This window comes from Rhodococcus sp. 27YEA6, assembly GCF_044908235.1.
GTDB lineage: Bacteria > Actinomycetota > Actinomycetes > Mycobacteriales > Mycobacteriaceae > Rhodococcus_F > Rhodococcus_F qingshengii.
Genome location: NZ_JBIYCY010000012.1, coordinates 61,644 through 76,973 on the forward strand (window position 1 = coordinate 61,644; position 15,330 = coordinate 76,973).

15 protein-coding genes and 2 tRNA genes are annotated in these 15,330 nt (G+C 62.5%); 6 read left to right on the top strand and 11 right to left on the bottom strand.

The window, feature by feature from the left end; all coding sequences use genetic code 11:
• Positions 1-28: 28 nt before the first annotated feature.
• From clpX to ABH939_RS24740, 5 genes are all read right to left on the bottom strand, one after another.
• Positions 29-1,309: an ATP-dependent Clp protease ATP-binding subunit ClpX gene (gene clpX, locus ABH939_RS24720; RefSeq protein WP_003944582.1), complete on the bottom strand. Its 1,281-nt coding sequence runs from the start codon at positions 1,307-1,309 to the stop codon at positions 29-31.
• Between the two features lie 332 nt (positions 1,310-1,641).
• Entirely contained in the window at positions 1,642-2,304 is a 663-nt protein-coding gene (locus ABH939_RS24725) for an ATP-dependent Clp protease proteolytic subunit (RefSeq protein ID WP_003944539.1), read from the bottom strand.
• Between the two features lie 48 nt (positions 2,305-2,352).
• A complete protein-coding gene (locus ABH939_RS24730) occupies positions 2,353-2,940 on the bottom strand; it encodes an ATP-dependent Clp protease proteolytic subunit (RefSeq protein ID WP_007730960.1) in 588 nt (195 codons plus the stop codon).
• Between the two features lie 216 nt (positions 2,941-3,156).
• Positions 3,157-4,530, bottom strand: coding sequence for a trigger factor (gene tig / locus ABH939_RS24735; protein WP_007730958.1), 1,374 nt, complete (start codon positions 4,528-4,530; stop codon positions 3,157-3,159).
• 115 nt (positions 4,531-4,645) lie between these two features.
• Positions 4,646-4,719: transfer RNA gene (locus tag ABH939_RS24740), tRNA-Pro, on the bottom strand.
• Between the two features lie 408 nt (positions 4,720-5,127).
• Here ABH939_RS24740 and ABH939_RS24745 point away from each other — a divergent pair.
• Positions 5,128-5,201, top strand: a tRNA-Gly gene (locus tag ABH939_RS24745).
• A 194-nt stretch (positions 5,202-5,395) separates the two neighbouring features.
• Positions 5,396-6,172: a DUF1542 domain-containing protein gene (locus tag ABH939_RS24750; RefSeq protein ID WP_404650314.1), complete on the top strand. Its 777-nt coding sequence runs from the start codon at positions 5,396-5,398 to the stop codon at positions 6,170-6,172.
• On the opposite strand, the gene ABH939_RS24755 is transcribed toward ABH939_RS24750, so the two are convergent.
• Together ABH939_RS24755 and ABH939_RS24760 are read right to left on the bottom strand one after the other, a co-directional pair.
• Complete coding sequence (locus tag ABH939_RS24755) at positions 6,169-6,966, bottom strand: Fpg/Nei family DNA glycosylase (RefSeq protein ID WP_058039389.1); 798 nt, start codon at positions 6,964-6,966, stop codon at positions 6,169-6,171. The two genes, ABH939_RS24750 and ABH939_RS24755, sit on opposite strands and share 4 nt — an antisense overlap.
• A gap of 15 nt (positions 6,967-6,981) precedes the next feature.
• The gene (locus ABH939_RS24760) at positions 6,982-7,455 is read right to left on the bottom strand and encodes a ribose-5-phosphate isomerase (protein ID WP_003944571.1); all 474 of its coding nucleotides are present in this window, start codon (positions 7,453-7,455) and stop codon (positions 6,982-6,984) included.
• Positions 7,456-7,597: 142 nt separating this feature from the next.
• Here ABH939_RS24760 and ABH939_RS24765 point away from each other — a divergent pair, with 142 nt between their 5' ends.
• Positions 7,598-8,434, top strand: a complete 837-nt coding sequence (locus ABH939_RS24765; protein WP_404650315.1) for a M48 family metallopeptidase — start codon at positions 7,598-7,600, stop codon at positions 8,432-8,434.
• On the opposite strand, the gene ABH939_RS24770 is transcribed toward ABH939_RS24765, so the two are convergent.
• Positions 8,422-9,045 carry a DsbA family protein gene (locus ABH939_RS24770; RefSeq protein WP_003944541.1) on the bottom strand — a complete coding sequence of 208 codons (624 nt, stop codon included), beginning with the start codon at positions 9,043-9,045 and terminating at the stop codon, positions 8,422-8,424. The genes ABH939_RS24765 and ABH939_RS24770 overlap by 13 nt on opposite strands.
• A 166-nt stretch (positions 9,046-9,211) precedes the next feature.
• Between ABH939_RS24770 and ABH939_RS24775 the strand changes: the two genes are divergently transcribed.
• Complete coding sequence (locus ABH939_RS24775; RefSeq protein WP_058039388.1) at positions 9,212-10,447, top strand: NAD(P)/FAD-dependent oxidoreductase; 1,236 nt, start codon at positions 9,212-9,214, stop codon at positions 10,445-10,447.
• A 65-nt stretch (positions 10,448-10,512) separates the two neighbouring features.
• Positions 10,513-13,092 carry an aminopeptidase N gene (gene pepN / locus ABH939_RS24780; RefSeq protein ID WP_042450233.1) on the top strand — a complete coding sequence of 860 codons (2,580 nt, stop codon included), beginning with the start codon at positions 10,513-10,515 and terminating at the stop codon, positions 13,090-13,092.
• A gap of 71 nt (positions 13,093-13,163) precedes the next feature.
• On the opposite strand, the gene ABH939_RS24785 is transcribed toward pepN, so the two are convergent.
• From ABH939_RS24785 to ABH939_RS24795, 3 genes are all read right to left on the bottom strand, one after another.
• A complete protein-coding gene (locus ABH939_RS24785) occupies positions 13,164-13,643 on the bottom strand; it encodes a DUF5130 domain-containing protein (protein ID WP_003944512.1) in 480 nt (159 codons plus the stop codon).
• Positions 13,630-13,893, bottom strand: a complete 264-nt coding sequence (locus tag ABH939_RS24790; RefSeq protein WP_007730943.1) for a hypothetical protein — start codon at positions 13,891-13,893, stop codon at positions 13,630-13,632. The genes ABH939_RS24785 and ABH939_RS24790 overlap by 14 nt, the downstream gene beginning before the upstream one ends.
• 146 nt (positions 13,894-14,039) lie before the next feature.
• Positions 14,040-14,738 (bottom strand): HNH endonuclease, encoded by a 699-nt coding sequence (locus tag ABH939_RS24795; protein ID WP_172403517.1) that lies wholly within the window; start codon positions 14,736-14,738, stop codon positions 14,040-14,042.
• 182 nt (positions 14,739-14,920) lie between these two features.
• Here ABH939_RS24795 and ABH939_RS24800 point away from each other — a divergent pair, with 182 nt between their 5' ends.
• On the top strand, positions 14,921-15,328 hold the full coding sequence (locus ABH939_RS24800) for a globin (protein WP_003944464.1): 408 nt from the start codon (positions 14,921-14,923) through the stop codon (positions 15,326-15,328).
• The last annotated feature ends 2 nt before the right edge of the window (positions 15,329-15,330 follow it).

A 15,330-nucleotide genomic window follows, 5' to 3' on the forward strand; every position in this document is an offset into this window, starting at 1 on the left:
GATACCGGGCCACAGTCGTTTTGAAGTTCTACGCCGTCTTGTCGCGACGCTCGCCACGTTCCGGCTTACGCGGAACGATGGTCGGAAGTACGTTGTCGTTGACGGTCTCCGCGGTGACGACCACCTTTTCGACGTCGTCACGGCTGGGGATGTCGTACATCACCGGAAGAAGAACCTCTTCCATGATGGCGCGCAGGCCACGAGCGCCGGTTCCACGCAAGATCGCCTGATCGGCGATAGCGTCGAGCGCTTCTTCGGTGAACTCGAGTTCGACGCCGTCCATGTCGAACAGGCGACGATACTGCTTGACGAGAGCGTTCTTGGGCTCCGACAGGATCTGAACGAGCGATTCCTTGTCGAGGTTGGTCACCGACGCGATCATCGGCAGTCGGCCGATGAACTCCGGAATCAGACCGAACTTGATCAAATCCTCCGGCATGACCTCGGCGAAACGATCGACCGTATCCAGTTCGGCCTTCGACCGAACCTCGGCACCGAATCCGATACCGCGCTTGCCGACACGATCGGAGACGATCCGCTCGAGACCTGCGAAAGCGCCCGCGACGATGAACAGCACGTTCGTGGTGTCGATCTGAATGAATTCCTGGTGCGGATGCTTACGGCCACCCTGCGGCGGGACGCTTGCCTGCGTACCTTCGAGGATCTTCAGCAACGCCTGCTGAACACCTTCGCCGGACACGTCACGCGTGATCGACGGGTTCTCGCTCTTACGGGCGATCTTGTCGACCTCGTCGATGTAGATGATTCCGGTCTCGGCGCGCTTGACGTCGTAGTCGGCAGCCTGAATCAGCTTGAGCAGAATGTTCTCGACGTCCTCACCGACGTAACCGGCCTCGGTCAACGCCGTCGCGTCAGCGATGGCGAACGGGACGTTGAGCATCTTCGCGAGAGTCTGAGCGAGATACGTCTTGCCACAGCCGGTGGGGCCGAGCATCAAGATGTTGGATTTCGCGAGCTCAACCGTCTCACCCCGCGCGTCACGGCCCTTGTCGCCGGCCTGAATGCGCTTGTAGTGGTTGTAGACGGCCACGGCCAACGTCCGCTTGGCGGAGTCCTGACCGATGACGTAGTTCTCGAGGAATTCTCGGATCTCCGCAGGCTTGGGAAGCTCGTCGAGCTTGACCTCGCTCGATTCGGCCAATTCCTCTTCGATGATCTCGTTGCAGAGGTCGATGCACTCGTCGCAGATGTACACCCCGGGTCCTGCAATGAGCTTTTTGACCTGCTTCTGACTCTTACCGCAGAAAGAGCACTTGAGCAGATCCCCGCCGTCGCCGATGCGTGCCATCTCGTGAGGTCCCTACTTTCCATCATGTACGTGCACTCGCCGCCACTCGATCGGTCGAGACGCTCCGCAGTACTTCGGTAGTTGTCAGATCAGACAAACTGATCGAACAAATCTGGTCGAACAATCGCAGAACGCCGGTCGAGAACCAGCCCGTGAAGTGACGGTACCCGCAGATCCCAAACGGGGTCGACCTGTTCTCGGCGTTTCGTCTGCGGATAAAAAAGAAAAGAGTCGAGATTTCAGCCTGGCAAGCGCTCCACCAGGCACTTCTCGACGTGTCCGCCTCGTGTCGGGAATCGGGTAACAGATCCTCGACACGAGGCGGAAATCGACTACTTCTGTGCGCTGAGCTTCCGGTAAGCCAGCACGTCGTCGATGATGCCGTACTCCTTGGCCTGCTCGGCCGTGAGGATCTTGTCGCGATCGGTGTCGACGCGGATGGTCTCCGGATCCTTACCCGTGTGCAGCGACAGCGTGCTCTCCATGAGCCGACGCATACGCTCGATCTCCGCAGCCTGGATCTCCAGATCGGAAACCTGACCCTGGATGCCGCCCGTAGCCGGCTGGTGGATCAGAATGCGCGAGTTGGGGAGCGCGAAGCGCTTGCCCGGCGTACCGCCGGCCAGAAGCACGGCAGCTGCCGAAGCGGCCTGACCGAGGCAGACGGTGGAAATGTCGGCACGGACGTACTGCATCGTGTCGTAGATCGCCATCAGCGCGGTGAAAGAACCACCGGGCGAGTTGATGTACATCGTGATGTCGCGGTCCGGATCCTGCGATTCGAGAACCAGCAACTGCGCCATGAGGTCGTTGGCGGACACGTCGTCGACCTGCGAGCCGAGGAAGATGATGCGCTCCTCGAACAGCTTGTTGTACGGGTCGGACGTCTTGACGCCGTAGCTGGTCTGCTCCGTGAACTGGGGCAGGATGTAACGCGATTGGGGGCCCGACGGCGCCTGGCCGCCCAGCGAGTTAGCTCCGAAAAGATTGGTCATCAGTTCTCCAAAGTATGAATTGGGCAGCGAAAGGACGGGCGAACCGGCTCAGTTGCCGGTGCCGCCGGCCTGATTCGCACGGGAGACGACGTGGTCGACGAAGCCGTACTCGAGAGCTTCCTTCGCCGTGAACCAACGGTCACGATCGGAGTCCGCGGTGATCTGCTCGACCGTCTGGCCGGTGTGCTGAGCAATCAGCTCGGCCATTTCGCGCTTGGTGTGCTTGAACTGCTCGGCCATGATCGCGATGTCACTGGCGGAACCACCGATGCCGGCGGACGGCTGGTGCATCATGATGCGGGCGTGAGGCAGTGCGTAGCGCTTGCCCTTGGTGCCTGCCGAGAGCAGGAACTGACCCATCGACGCCGCAAGGCCCATGCCGAAGGTGGCGATGTCGCACTCGGCGAACTGCATCGTGTCGAAGATCGCCATACCTGCGGTCACGGATCCACCGGGCGAGTTGATGTAGAGCGAGATGTCTCGCGTCGGGTCCTCGGCCGAGAGCAGCAGGATCTGTGCGCACAGCTTGTTGGCGATGTCGTCGTCGACCTGGGTACCGAGGAAAATGATGCGCTCTCGCAGCAAGCGCTCGTACACCGAGTCGCTGAGGTTCAACCCAGCGGTCGCTGAAGTCATGGCGGGACTCTGCAAAGTCTCCAGGTGATTGGAAGTCACGGTACCTGCCTTCTATGTGGATCTACTTGTGCGGTGGATCGTCTATGCGAAACACTTCTACTGACACAGACAGTAACGAAGTAGGGCGGCACCGGAGTCCCGGTGCCGCCCTACTTCGCTCAAAGCGGAAAACTCAGTGCAGTCGATCGTGGTGAAAACACCCGTCCGCCTGCGTTTTTACTTGTCTTCGCTCTCGGCGGAATCAGACTCGTCCGCTTCGGTTTCGGCCTCACTGCTGCCGAACAGCTCTGCGGTGTCGACAACTGCGCCGGAGGTGTCCTTGACACCGGCCGACTCGACGACGGACGCGAGAGCCTTGCCACGACGGACGTCTGCGAAGACGGCGCCGAGCTGGTTGGCCTGCTGGATCTGCTGGATGAACTGCTCAGGAGCCATGCCGTAACGCTGCGCCTGGAACAGGATGCGCTCGGTGAGCTCGTCCTGACCGACGGTGACGTTGCCCGCATCGGCAATCGAGTCGAGCAAGAGCTGCGTCTTGACGGAGCGCTCAGCGGCTTCCTGTGCATCCTTGTCGAACTCTTCGCGGCTGCTGCCCTGCTCTTCGAGGAGCTTGTTCAGTGCCTCTTCGTCGTGATCGAGACCGTGAACGGCGTCGTGCAGTGCAGCGTCGACCTCAGCCTTGACGACAGCCTCCGGCAACGGAACCTCGACGGTCTCGAGCAGCTGCTCGAGAACCTTGTCGCGGATCTGACCGGCCTGCTCGACCTTGCGGACGCGTGCGACGCGCTCACGGAGGTCAGCCTTCAGTTCTTCCAGGGTGTCGAACTCGCTGGCGAGCTGAGCGAACTCGTCGTCCTCAGCCGGAAGCTCGCGCTCCTTGACCGTCTGCACGGTCACGGTGACAACAGCTTCCTTGCCTGCGTACTCGCCGGCGACCAGCGTCGACGTGAAGTCCTTGGACTCCCCCGCCTTGAGGCCGATGATGGCTTCGTCGAGGCCCTCGATGAGCTGGCCCGAACCGACCTCGTGCGACAGTCCGCTCGCGGTTGCCTCGGCAACGTTCTCGCCGTCGACGGTGGCCGACAGATCGATGGAGACGAAGTCGCCGTCCTCGACTGCGCGGTCGACGCCGGTGAGGGTGCCGAAACGCTGACGCAGCGAAAGCAGCTGCTCTTCGATGGCTTCGTCGGTGATCTCGATCGGATCGACCTCGACGTTGATGGAGCTGAAGTCAGGGAGCTCGATCTCGGGGCGCACGTCGACCTCGGCGGTGAACTCGAGGAGCTCGCCGTCTTCGATCTTGGTGACCTCGATCTCGGGCTGGCCGATGGCCTTCACGCCGGCGCTGGTGACAGCCTCGGAGTAACGCGACGGCAGAGCGTCGTTGACGACCTGCTCGAGCACAGCGCCGCGACCGACACGCGCTTCGAGGAGGCGGGCCGGAGCCTTGCCGGGACGGAAGCCGGGGAGACGAATCTGCTGCGCGAGGGCCTTGTAGGCCTTGTCGAAATCAGACTTGAGTTCCGCGAAGGGCACCTCAACGTTGATACGGACTCGCGTCGGGCTGAGCTGCTCGACGGTGCTCTTCACGAAACTTCGCTCCTTCGTCTGGTCTTGCTCACAACTTGTGTTGAATCGGTACTGCTGTCTGGCGCGGCACTTCACTCCCGGACTTACTGGAGGTGAAGTGCCATGTACGTACTTGTCGGGATGACAGGATTTGAACCTGCGACCCTCCGCTCCCAAAGCGGATGCGCTACCAAGCTGCGCTACATCCCGTTTCCGATCACATGAAACACACGATACGGCCATCCGAGGCCACAAAGACAGCGGGCCACAAAGGCAGCCACCATCGGTGACCGCGCACAACCCTATCGCGCTCACTACTCTCTCACGAACCCGACCGCCATTTGTACACGGCCCGGCTGTCGACCCCGTCAGTATGTCATCCGACGGCAGCCACATACGGCAGCCACATACAGCGTTGCCTCAACTGCCATTCAGAGCCGGAATCAGAAGTCGCGCCTGCGGCCGAGACACCCCGACTCGCCGAGCCATTCGCCAATTCCCCAGGTGAACGACGGTCTCGAACTTCTCCGACCCCCCGATTATGAAATCCGGTGGGGCATTGGGTACAGTTTCGTATCGCAGACGACGAACACGGCGATCCCGAGTTGTCGTATGCACGGGGATGTAGCTCAATGGTAGAGCCTCAGTCTTCCAAACTGATCACGCGGGTTCGATTCCCGTCATCCCCTCCATCAGGAGGGAAACTCCACAAAAGATCCGCATCGGCCCAGCCGGTGCGGATTTTTTGTATTCCGACTTTGTCCACTCAGACCACTCCCCTGCGGTCCGTATCCTGGAGTTGTCCGGATCGATTCTGCTCGGGAGGCCACTCGTGACCACGATTCTTCTCATACTCGTCGTTCTGGCCGTAGTCGTATTTCTGGTCATGAAAAGCCAGCAACGCGGTTCCGGCCACAGCGCAACACAACTCGACGATGCGAAAGCCGATGCCCGGCAGGCGATCGAACGCCTCGGCGGTCAGGTCTACAACCTGACCGGCAGTGACGACGCGTCGCGCCAAGCCCTCGCCGACGCGGCCGAACGGTACAACGCCGCAGGCTCGCAGATCGATCAGGCCGCAACGCCGGTCCAAGCACGTCTCGCGAAACAGACTGCACTGGAAGGGCTTTACTACATCCGCGCGGCACGGGTGGCGATGGGCATGGATCCGGGACCGGAAGTTCCTTCCATCGACGGACAGAAGGCTGCCGGTTCGGTCACCGAAGACCGTGAGGTCGAATTCGAGGGCCGCAAGGTCGCCGCATCACCCAATCCGTCGTCGCACACACCCAACTACTACCCCGGTGGCCGAGTCGCCGGACGCCCGGTCCCGGCCGGCTGGTACTCCGAACCCTGGTGGAAGCCTGCACTCGTCGCCGGCGCCTGGGGTCTGGGTTCGATGATGCTGTTCTCGACCATGTTCTCCGGCATGGCCGGGGTTCCTTACGGCGCAGAGGCTTTCGCCCAGGGTGGCGATCCCGGCGCCGACACAGGCTCCGGTGACTCAGAGGATAAGGGTATGGACGCCGGTGATCCCGGCGCCGACCAAGGAAGTATCGACAACACGGACTACACCGCTGACGGCGGAAGCGACTGGTCTGGTGGCGACGGAGGCGGAATGGATTTCGGGGGCGGCGGGGACTTCGGCGGCTTCGACTTCTAAGCCGACTGACACACCGGGCACCAGAACAGGTTTCGTGCCTTCATGACGGAATGCAGGATCGGTGTGCCGCACACGCGGCACGGCGATCCTGCTCTTCTGTAGACATAGGTACGCGGACGATCCTTCGCGTACGCCGGATCTCCGTTGTCGTGCTCGGCGCGAACGACGTGCATCTTCCCCCGTCTGACGCCGACTTTCATCAATTCGACTAGGTCTGCCCACATGGCGGTCCACTCGCCGTGAGAGACGAGATTCCCCGGTCGTTCAGGGTTGATTCCGTGACGAAAGAGAAGTTCGGCGCGATAGACGTTGCCGACACCCGCCAGGACCGCCTGGTCCATCAGCAGGGCGCCGATTGCCGTCTTGGACTTGGAGATTCGCAACCAGGCCTTCTCTGGATCCGCGTCGCGGCGCAGTGGGTCCGGCCCGAGTCTGGCCTCGATCGCGGCGACCTGAGGAGGTAGCAGGACTTCGCAGGCGGTGGGACCACGAAGGTCGGTGCCGAAGTCGGCACCGACCATTCGCATCCGGACCTGGCCTACCGGTTCTTCCATCGGCAGGGTGACGTCGGTGAACTTTCCGTACAACCCGAGGTGTACGTGAACTGTCAGACCGTTGTCGTACGTGTGCCAGAGGTGCTTTCCCCAGGCATCCGAGGACGTGAGTACGTGTCCGTCCACCAGGCGCGCGTCCTCGGCGAATCTGCCTTGCGGACTGAGGACGCGGACCGGTGAACCGACGAACTTGCGGGCATGCAACCGTGCCAGCCGGTGCAGGGTATGACCTTCAGGCACGGAACAACTTTCGGATCAGGCTTGCGGCAGAGCCGGTGCGACGCCGGTCTTCTCGTACTCGGACAGGATGTCGATACGACGCTGGTGGCGCTCTTCACCCGACCATGCGGTGGCGAGGAAAGCGTCGACGATGGCAAGCGATTCCTCGAGGGAATGCATACGTCCGCCGATGCCGATCAGCTGAGCGTTGTTGTGCTCACGTGCCAGCTTCGCCGTTTCGACGCTCCAAGCGAGGGCGCACCGTGCGCCGGGAACCTTGTTCGCTGCGATCTGCTCGCCGTTGCCACTGCCACCCAGGACGATTCCCAGGCTGCCCTCGTCGGCGACGACGCGCTTTGCGGCTTCGATGCAGAAAGCCGGGTAGTCGTCCACGGCGTCGTACTCGTGAGCACCACAGTCGATGGCCTCGTGGCCGTTCGCTTTCAGGTGTTCGATGATCTCGTTCTTACGTTCGAATCCGGCATGGTCGGCACCCAGGTATACGCGCATGGCGACAATTCTCTCAGGCCCGACCAGCCGGGCGCACCCGGGTCGACGTCACACTTTCAGGAACACGCATCGCCGCGCGAGCACACCTATCGTGGTGCCCATGTACCCCGTCAACGGCCAGGCCGCTGCACCCGCCCTTCGTATGTCACCGGGCAGTGACGCCGTTCGCCACCCGTGGGAAATCCCGCTACTCGTGCTCGCGGTGCTGACGACGGTCGTCACTTATGTGGTGGCGATCGTTCTGATCGCTGCGGGTGATCTGTCGACGTGGATCCTCGTGGTGCTCGCGGCTCCGATCCTGCTGTTCCTTGCGCGAGGTCAGCTGTACGGATCGCAACAGGTCAACGGAATCAAGATGACGCCTTCACAGTTTCCGGAGGGGTATCAGCTCGTTGCCGAGGCTGCGGCACGGTTCGGCATGAAAACTCCGCCGGATGCCTACGTCGTGCTGGGGAACGGACGGATCAACGCGTTCGCGTCGGGGCACGGATTTCGCCGTTTCGTCGTCGTCTACAGCGACCTGTTCGAAGTCGGTGGGCAGGCACGCGAGCCCGATGCGCTCGCATTCATCATCGGCCACGAGGTCGGCCACATCGCTGCCGGGCATGCGTCGTACTGGCGCCAGTGGGGACAGTTCGCGTCGAACTACATTCCGGTGATCGGATCTTCGCTGTCGCGTTCCATGGAGTACACGGCGGACAACTTCGGCTTTCACATGCGTCCGCAGGGTGCACCGGGCGCGATGGGCGTCCTCGGCGCGGGAAAGTATCTGGTGGGTCTGGTCGGGTTCGACGAACTGGCCGATCGGGCGACACTCGAACCCGGGTTCTTCCCGTGGTTCGTCAACATCTTGTCGTCGCATCCGGTGCTGACCTGGCGTGCGGCTGCGCTTCGCAACCGCACGCACTCAGGGCATCTGTTCTTCCGGCCGGGCCAGCTCTACCGAAATCCGGCGCTCACTGCTGCTCAGTCGAACTGAGGATCCTCGTTGCGGGTCCGCTTGAGCTCGAAGAAGTGGGGGTAGCCGGCCAGCGCTACTGCGCCGTCCCACACCTTGCCTGCGTCCTCGCCGCGCGGGATGCGTGAGAGCACGGGGCCGAAGAACGCCACGCCGTTGACATGGATCGTCGGGGTTCCGACGTCGGGTCCGACGGCGTCCATGCCCTTGTGGTGGCTCTCGCGCAGAGCCTCGTCGTACTTGTCGGTGTCGGCGGCCTCGGCCAGTTCAGGTGGCAGGCCGACCTCGGCGAGGGACGACTTGATGACGTCGGCGAAGTCCTTGTTGCCCTCGTTGTGAATCTTCGTCCCCATAGCCGTGTACAGCGGCAGCAGGATCTCGTCACCCTTCAGCTGCGCTGCAGCGATGGCGACACGGACCGGGCCCCAGGCCTTGGTCATCATCTCCCGGTACTCGTCGGGAAGGTCACGGCCCTCGTTGAGAACCGCAAGGCTCATCACGTGGAACTTGGCCTCGATGTCGCGTACCTGCTGGGCCTCGAGAATCCAGCGTGAGGTGATCCAGCACCACGGGCAGAGCGGATCGAACCAGAAGTCAGCAGTGTCCGTGGTCTTGCTCGAGGTTGCGCTCACGAAGAAACTCCCTATCAGTTCATGTCGGTCAGGTCATATCAGTTCGGGGACATACTCCCGTTCTGCCAACAATCATGAACCCGCAATCCTTCCCGCGCTTTCCCCCGAACCACCTCCCGATCGCAGTAGTGTCGAAAAGAAACGAGTACGAAGGAGTGGTTCAGTAATGAGCACCAACCGGAGATTCGTGATCGTCGGCGGCGGGCTCGCGGGCGCAAAGATCGCAGAAGCCCTGCGTGACAGAGATTTCGACGGTGAGATCACCGTATTGAGTGAAGAAGACCACCTCCCGTACGAGCGTCCGCCGCTGTCGAAAGAGTTCTTCGCAGGCAAGAAGACACTCCCCGAATTCACCGTCCACGACGGCGAGTGGTTTCGCGACCATCGCGTCGATCTTCGCCCGGGAACGACGGCAACGGCCATCGACCCCGCTGCGCACACCGTGTCACTTCCGGACGGTTCCACGATCAGGTACGACAAGCTCGCCTTGGCCACCGGTTCGCGGTCGCGGCGCCTCGACATCCCGGGGTCCGACGCCGAGGGTGTTCACTACGTGCGAACAGTCGATCAGGCCGCCGCGCTGCTGCGCACCCTGGCCGCCGACAAGAAGCTCGTCGTGGTCGGTGCCGGCTGGATCGGCCTCGAAATTGCCGCGTCGGCTCGCGGTTTCGACGTCGAGGTCACCGTGCTCGAACATGCCGGCCTTCCGCTCGAATCGACCCTCGGCCCGGAAATGGGTGAGGTCTTCGCCGCGCTGCACCGCCAGAACGGGGTGGACTTACGCACCGGCACGGACGTCACCGCAATCTCTGTCGACGGCGGTCACGCCTCGGGTGTCACTTTGAGTGATGGAACCGTGATTCCGGCCGACGCCGTGTTGATCGCTGTCGGCGCATTGCCGAACACCGAGTTGGCATCGGAGGCGGGTATCGACGTCGAGAACGGGGTTCTCGTCGACGCCGGTCTGCAGAGCAGCGACCCCGACGTGGTCGCAGTGGGTGACATCGCGGCCGCACAGCATCCGATTCTGAATGCACGAATTCGGGTGGAGCACTGGGCAAACGCACTCAACCAACCCGAGACGGCCGCAGAGACCATGTTGGGACGGCCCGCCGAGTACGTCCGCATGCCGTATTTCTTCACCGATCAGTACGACCTCGGAATGGAATACGTAGGTCACGCACCGCACGGCGGCTACTCCCGTGTCGTCACTCGCGGCGACGTCGACAAGCGCGAGTTCCTGGCATTCTGGCTCGATTCCGCGAACAAGGTGCTCGCCGGCATGAACGTGAACATCTGGGATGCCGGTGACGCCATCAAGGAATTGGTCGCGTCTTCGCGTCCCGTCGATCCGGAGCGGTTGGCCGATCCGGAGATTCCGCTGGCAGAAGTGTCCGCTTGAGTGAAGTCGTTCTCTTCGTGATGGGATGGACGTAATAGATCCGCACCATCTACGAGGAGATCTTTGTGGTCGCACCGAACCTGACACGCGAAACCGCAGCGCAACGGTCAGCAATCCTGACCGTCGAGAACTACCTGATCGAACTCGATCTCACCGACGGCAAAGACGCACCCGGCGAGGAGACGTTCTCCTCGAAGACCACCGTCACGTTCACCGCCACGGCCGGAGCAAGCAGCTTCATCGACATCGTCGCGGCCAGAGTCCATTCCGCGGTCCTCAACGGCACCGCGCTCGACGTCTCCGGCTACGACGAGTCGACGGGCATCAGCCTGCCTGATCTCGCTACCGACAACGAGTTGGTCATCGAGGCCGATTGCATCTACTCCCACACCGGCGAGGGACTGCACCGATTCGTCGACCCGACCGATGACTCCGTCTACCTCTATTCACAGTTCGAGACGGCCGACGCCAAGCGCATGTTCGCGTGCTTCGATCAGCCTGATCTCAAGGCCACGTTCGACGTCCGCGTCACCGCTCCCACGTCGTGGAAGGTCATCTCCAACTCCGCGGTCGTCGAGACCCTTGCCGCCGATCCCGGCAAGCACGTTTTCCGGACCACCCCGAAGATGAGCACGTACCTGGTGGCACTCATCGCCGGTCCCTACGCGCAGTGGACCGACAACTACTCCGACGAGCACGGCGACATCCCGCTCGGAATCTTCTGCCGCGCTTCGCTGGCCGAGTTCATGGACGAGGAGCGACTGTTCACCGAGACCAAGCAGGGATTCGACTTCTACCACCGCAACTTCGGTGTTCCCTATGCTTTCGGCAAGTACGACCAGCTCTTCGTCCCCGAATTCAATGCGGGCGCGATGGAGAATGCCGGCGCCGTGACATTCCTCGAGGACTACGTCTTCCGTTCCAAGGTGACCCGCTACTCGTACGAACGTCGTGCCGAAACGGTCCTGCACGAAATGGCGCACATGTGGTTCGGCGACCTCGTCACGATGGCGTGGTGGGACGACCTGTGGCTCAACGAGTCGTTCGCGACCTTCGCTTCGGTCCTGTGCCAGACCGAGGCCACGGAGTACACGAACGCCTGGACGACGTTCGCCAACGTCGAGAAGTCGTGGGCGTACCGCCAGGACCAGTTGCCGTCGACGCACCCGATTGCCGCGGACATTCCGGACCTGGCCGCCGTCGAGGTGAACTTCGACGGCATCACGTACGCGAAGGGCGCCAGCGTCCTCAAGCAGTTGGTGGCATACGTCGGACTCGAGCCGTTCCTCGCCGGACTGCGTGAGTACTTCCGTGAGCACGCATTCGGAAACGCAACCTTCGACGATCTGCTGGGCTCACTCGAAAAGTCCTCGGGCCGTGACCTTTCCGACTGGGGTCGGCAGTGGCTCAAGACCACCGGTTTGAACATCCTGCGCCCCGACTTCGATGTCGACGCAGACGGAAAGTTCACCCGCTTCGCCGTCCTGCAGGACGGTGCTGCACCAGGCGCCGGCGAGCGGCGAATCCACCGGATCGCCATCGGCATCTACGACGACGTCGACGGCAAGTTGGTACGAAGCCATCGCGTCGAACTCGACCTCGATGCCGTGGAAAGCACGGATGTCCCCGAACTTGTCGGCGTCGCCCGCGGTGCACTCGTGTTGGTCAACGACGACGATCTCACCTACGGCTCCGTGCGACTCGATCCCGAATCGTTGGCGACGGCGATCGAGCGGGTCGGCGACATCACCGACTCACTCCCCCGCACCCTGGTCTGGTCGGCAGCGTGGGAAATGACCCGTCAAGCCGAACTGAAGGCACGCGACTTCGTCGCGCTGGTCGAGCGCGGCATCAGTTCGGAGACCGAAGTCGGTGTGGTGCAACGTCTCTTGCTCCAAGCCCAAACCGCCATCGGCTCCTACGCAGATCCGGCCTGGGCCGAGGCCGAAGGCGCGGCGAGCTTCGCCAATCGGTTGCTCGAACTCGCGCGTGAGGCAGAGGCCGGGTCCGACCACCAGCTGGCATTCGTCAACGCACTCACCGGCGCAGCACTCTCCCCGTGGCACACCGAGGTACTGCGCGAATTGCTCGACGCCGATCCCTCCACCGTTGGGCTCGACGGCCTGATCGTCGACACGGACCTGCGCTGGCGCATCGTCGGGGCACTCGCGGCCGCCGGTGAGATCGACGCCGAAGGAACCGCAACTCCATTCATCGACGCCGAAGCTCAGCGTGACCCGACCGCTGCGGGCGCTCGTCAAGCCGCGGCGGCCGCGGCCGGACGTCCGCAGGTCGCTGTCAAGGAAGAGGTCTGGGCAAAGGTCGTCGGCGACGACTCCGTGCCCAACATCACCGCGCGATCGATCATCGGCGGGTTCGCTCGCGAAGGCCAGGACGAATTGCTCGAGCCCTTCGTCTCCCGCTACTTCGCCGATATCGCGGCGGTGTGGGAACGACGCTCGAGCGAAGTGGCACAGACGGTCGTCATCGGGCTGTACCCGTCGTGGTCGATCTCGGACGAATCCGTAGCGGCAGCAGACCGGTTCCTCGAAGGCGACATCCCTCCCGCGTTGCGTCGCCTGGTCGTCGAAGGCCAGGCCGGCGTGGTTCGTTCACTCGCAGCACGAAAGTTCGACGCGAGCTGACATGCGAAAGGCCGGTGCCCGCGTCGATTCTCACGAATCGAAGCGGGCACCGGCCTGTGTCTGACAAACAGTTACGGCGCTGAAATTGCGGCTGCCATAACGCGGATGGCACTGATCAGTCCGTCGATCAGGTTGCCTTCACTGAAGGATGCAACAGCTGCCGTTGCTCCGAGCTGGGTAACACGATCGGTGACCCGATCGGCGATTGCCCGACCGCTGCGAACCTCGACGGTGCGCTGGTTGGGCGAAACGGCGATCAGGACGGAACGCTCGGCTTCGGGCGTGGTCGGGAACAATGCGTCGGCACCCGCTGCCGGATCAGAACCGAGATCACCGACGTACGCGTTGAACCGCACCTTGGTGGCCCGCGTCGCTTCGGTCATCGCGACGTCGAGCGCGACCAGATCCATGGTCTCGAACGGAAGATCGTCGGTGAACGGCTCGCCGATGCGATGCACACCGGATACGCGTCCACTGGACGTGACGACGCTGCCGACGGGCAGGTCCTCGGGCGCTACTGCGAGCGCGGTCGAATGATCACCACTTGCCACTTGCGGACCCTCCGATCAGATCAGCCGAACCGGCTTCGATTGCGTGTGCACTGCCGTGATGGCCACCGCGAACGGTGACCTCGTCGACAGCACTCCACAGCACGGGAGCGTGATCCCACGACTCACCGAGATGGAACGCCGGCGGAACCGGTCCCGGCGTCTTCTTCCCGAGGAAGGACGCAGCCGCGAAGAACGCGGTGATCAAGGCCGGAATCCCAACGTATATCAGTACTACCTCGAGAATGCTCACACCAGATAACGTAGCCCAGAACGCCAGGAAGGAAAGCGTCAGGGCCACAAATTCTCGGGCAATTTCGTTTCGGTGACGCTAGAACTCAATTCAGGCTGCGCCCACGCCGACACATTGCTCAGGCTGCGCCCACGCCGACACATAGCTCAGGCTGCGCCCACGCCGAGATATGGCATCCACGCCGGATGCAATTCCTTGGTCGCCGCGAGCAGACGCCAGTGCGGTCCGGACGGCGGGACCAATTCCGCACGGAGGGTCCATCCGAGTTCGCTGAGCATCTTGTCTGCCTTGCGGTGATTGCAGGGGGCACAGCACGCGACGCAGTTCTCCCACGAATGCCCGCCACCTCTGCTGCGAGGAACGACGTGGTCGATGGTTTCGGCTTTGGCTCCGCAGTACGCACATCGGAAGTGGTCACGATGCATCAGCGCGGCACGAGTCATGGGGATGCGGGCGCGATATGGAACGCGCACGTAGGTGCGCAATCGAATGACCGAGGGAACCTGCACCGACCAGTCCGCGGAATGGACTACCGGGCCCTGTTCGTCCTCGTGGACGGTATCGGCCTTGCCGCAGGCCATCAGTACGACCGCGCGCCTGGCAGGAAGGGCGGTCAGCGGTTCGTACGTGACGTTGAGCAGTAGCACCCGACGTTTCACCCACTCGGGGACGACGCGATCGGGAGGGAACATCTCGAGGTGAGAATGCTCGTCGGAAAAGAGTGGGTCGGTAGTGTGCGCGAACCCGTCAGGAACAACTTCCAGAACAGCCCCTAACGCGTGGTCGTTCCGCGCGCTAGTGGGCTGGAGTTGTCGGTGATTGCGTGCAGCATGTCGGTTCTTCATACGACCTCCGGGAGACTGCCCCCAAGTTGACCACGGATGATCGCGTTACGCACTCCCATTTCGAACAAAATTGCCAGGACGGCCGGTGAATTTCCGGTGAATGGGTACGCACTCCGACTCAATACAACCGTCGTCGACCCGGAAACCGACCACTACGGCCGTCAGGCACAATGGAACTTGCCATGAATGACGTACAGCACGACGTGCAGCAGACCTTCTACGACGCCGTCGGCGGAGCCGAGACGTTTCACAAGCTCACCGCGCGATTTTACGAAGAGGTCGCGAAGGACGAGGTTGTGCGCCCGCTCTACCCCGAGGCCGATCTCGGCCCGGCCGAGCGGCGGATGCGGATGTTCCTCGAGCAGTACTGGGGCGGACCGCACACGTACTCGGAGGAGCGTGGACACCCGCGTCTGCGGATGCGCCACAATCCATTCGTGATCGGCCCGATCGAGCGTGATGCGTGGCTGCGGTGCATGCACGTCGCCATCGCGTCCATCGACGAGAAGACTCTGAGCCCGGTGCACCGCAAGCAGTTGATCGACTACATGGAGATGGCTGCCGCGTCCATGGTGAACTCCGCTATCTGACC

Bases quoted from the DNA above. Each gene is read 5' to 3' on its own strand.
- ABH939_RS24775 (WP_058039388.1), top strand. From the start codon at position 9,212: ATGAGCACCAACCGGAGATTCGTGATCGTCGGCGGCGGGCTCGCGGGC.
- ABH939_RS24765 (WP_404650315.1), top strand. From the start codon at position 7,598: ATGTCACCGGGCAGTGACGCCGTTCGCCACCCGTGGGAAATCCCGCTA.
- ABH939_RS24795 (WP_172403517.1), bottom strand. From the start codon at position 14,738: ATGAAGAACCGACATGCTGCACGCAATCACCGACAACTCCAGCCCACT.
- ABH939_RS24750 (WP_404650314.1), top strand. From the start codon at position 5,396: ATGAAAAGCCAGCAACGCGGTTCCGGCCACAGCGCAACACAACTCGAC.
- ABH939_RS24725 (WP_003944539.1), bottom strand. From the start codon at position 2,304: ATGACCAATCTTTTCGGAGCTAACTCGCTGGGCGGCCAGGCGCCGTCG.
- ABH939_RS24800 (WP_003944464.1), top strand. From the start codon at position 14,921: ATGAATGACGTACAGCACGACGTGCAGCAGACCTTCTACGACGCCGTC.
- ABH939_RS24760 (WP_003944571.1), bottom strand. From the start codon at position 7,455: ATGCGCGTATACCTGGGTGCCGACCATGCCGGATTCGAACGTAAGAAC.
- ABH939_RS24730 (WP_007730960.1), bottom strand. From the start codon at position 2,940: ATGACTTCAGCGACCGCTGGGTTGAACCTCAGCGACTCGGTGTACGAG.
- clpX (WP_003944582.1), bottom strand. From the start codon at position 1,309: ATGGCACGCATCGGCGACGGCGGGGATCTGCTCAAGTGCTCTTTCTGC.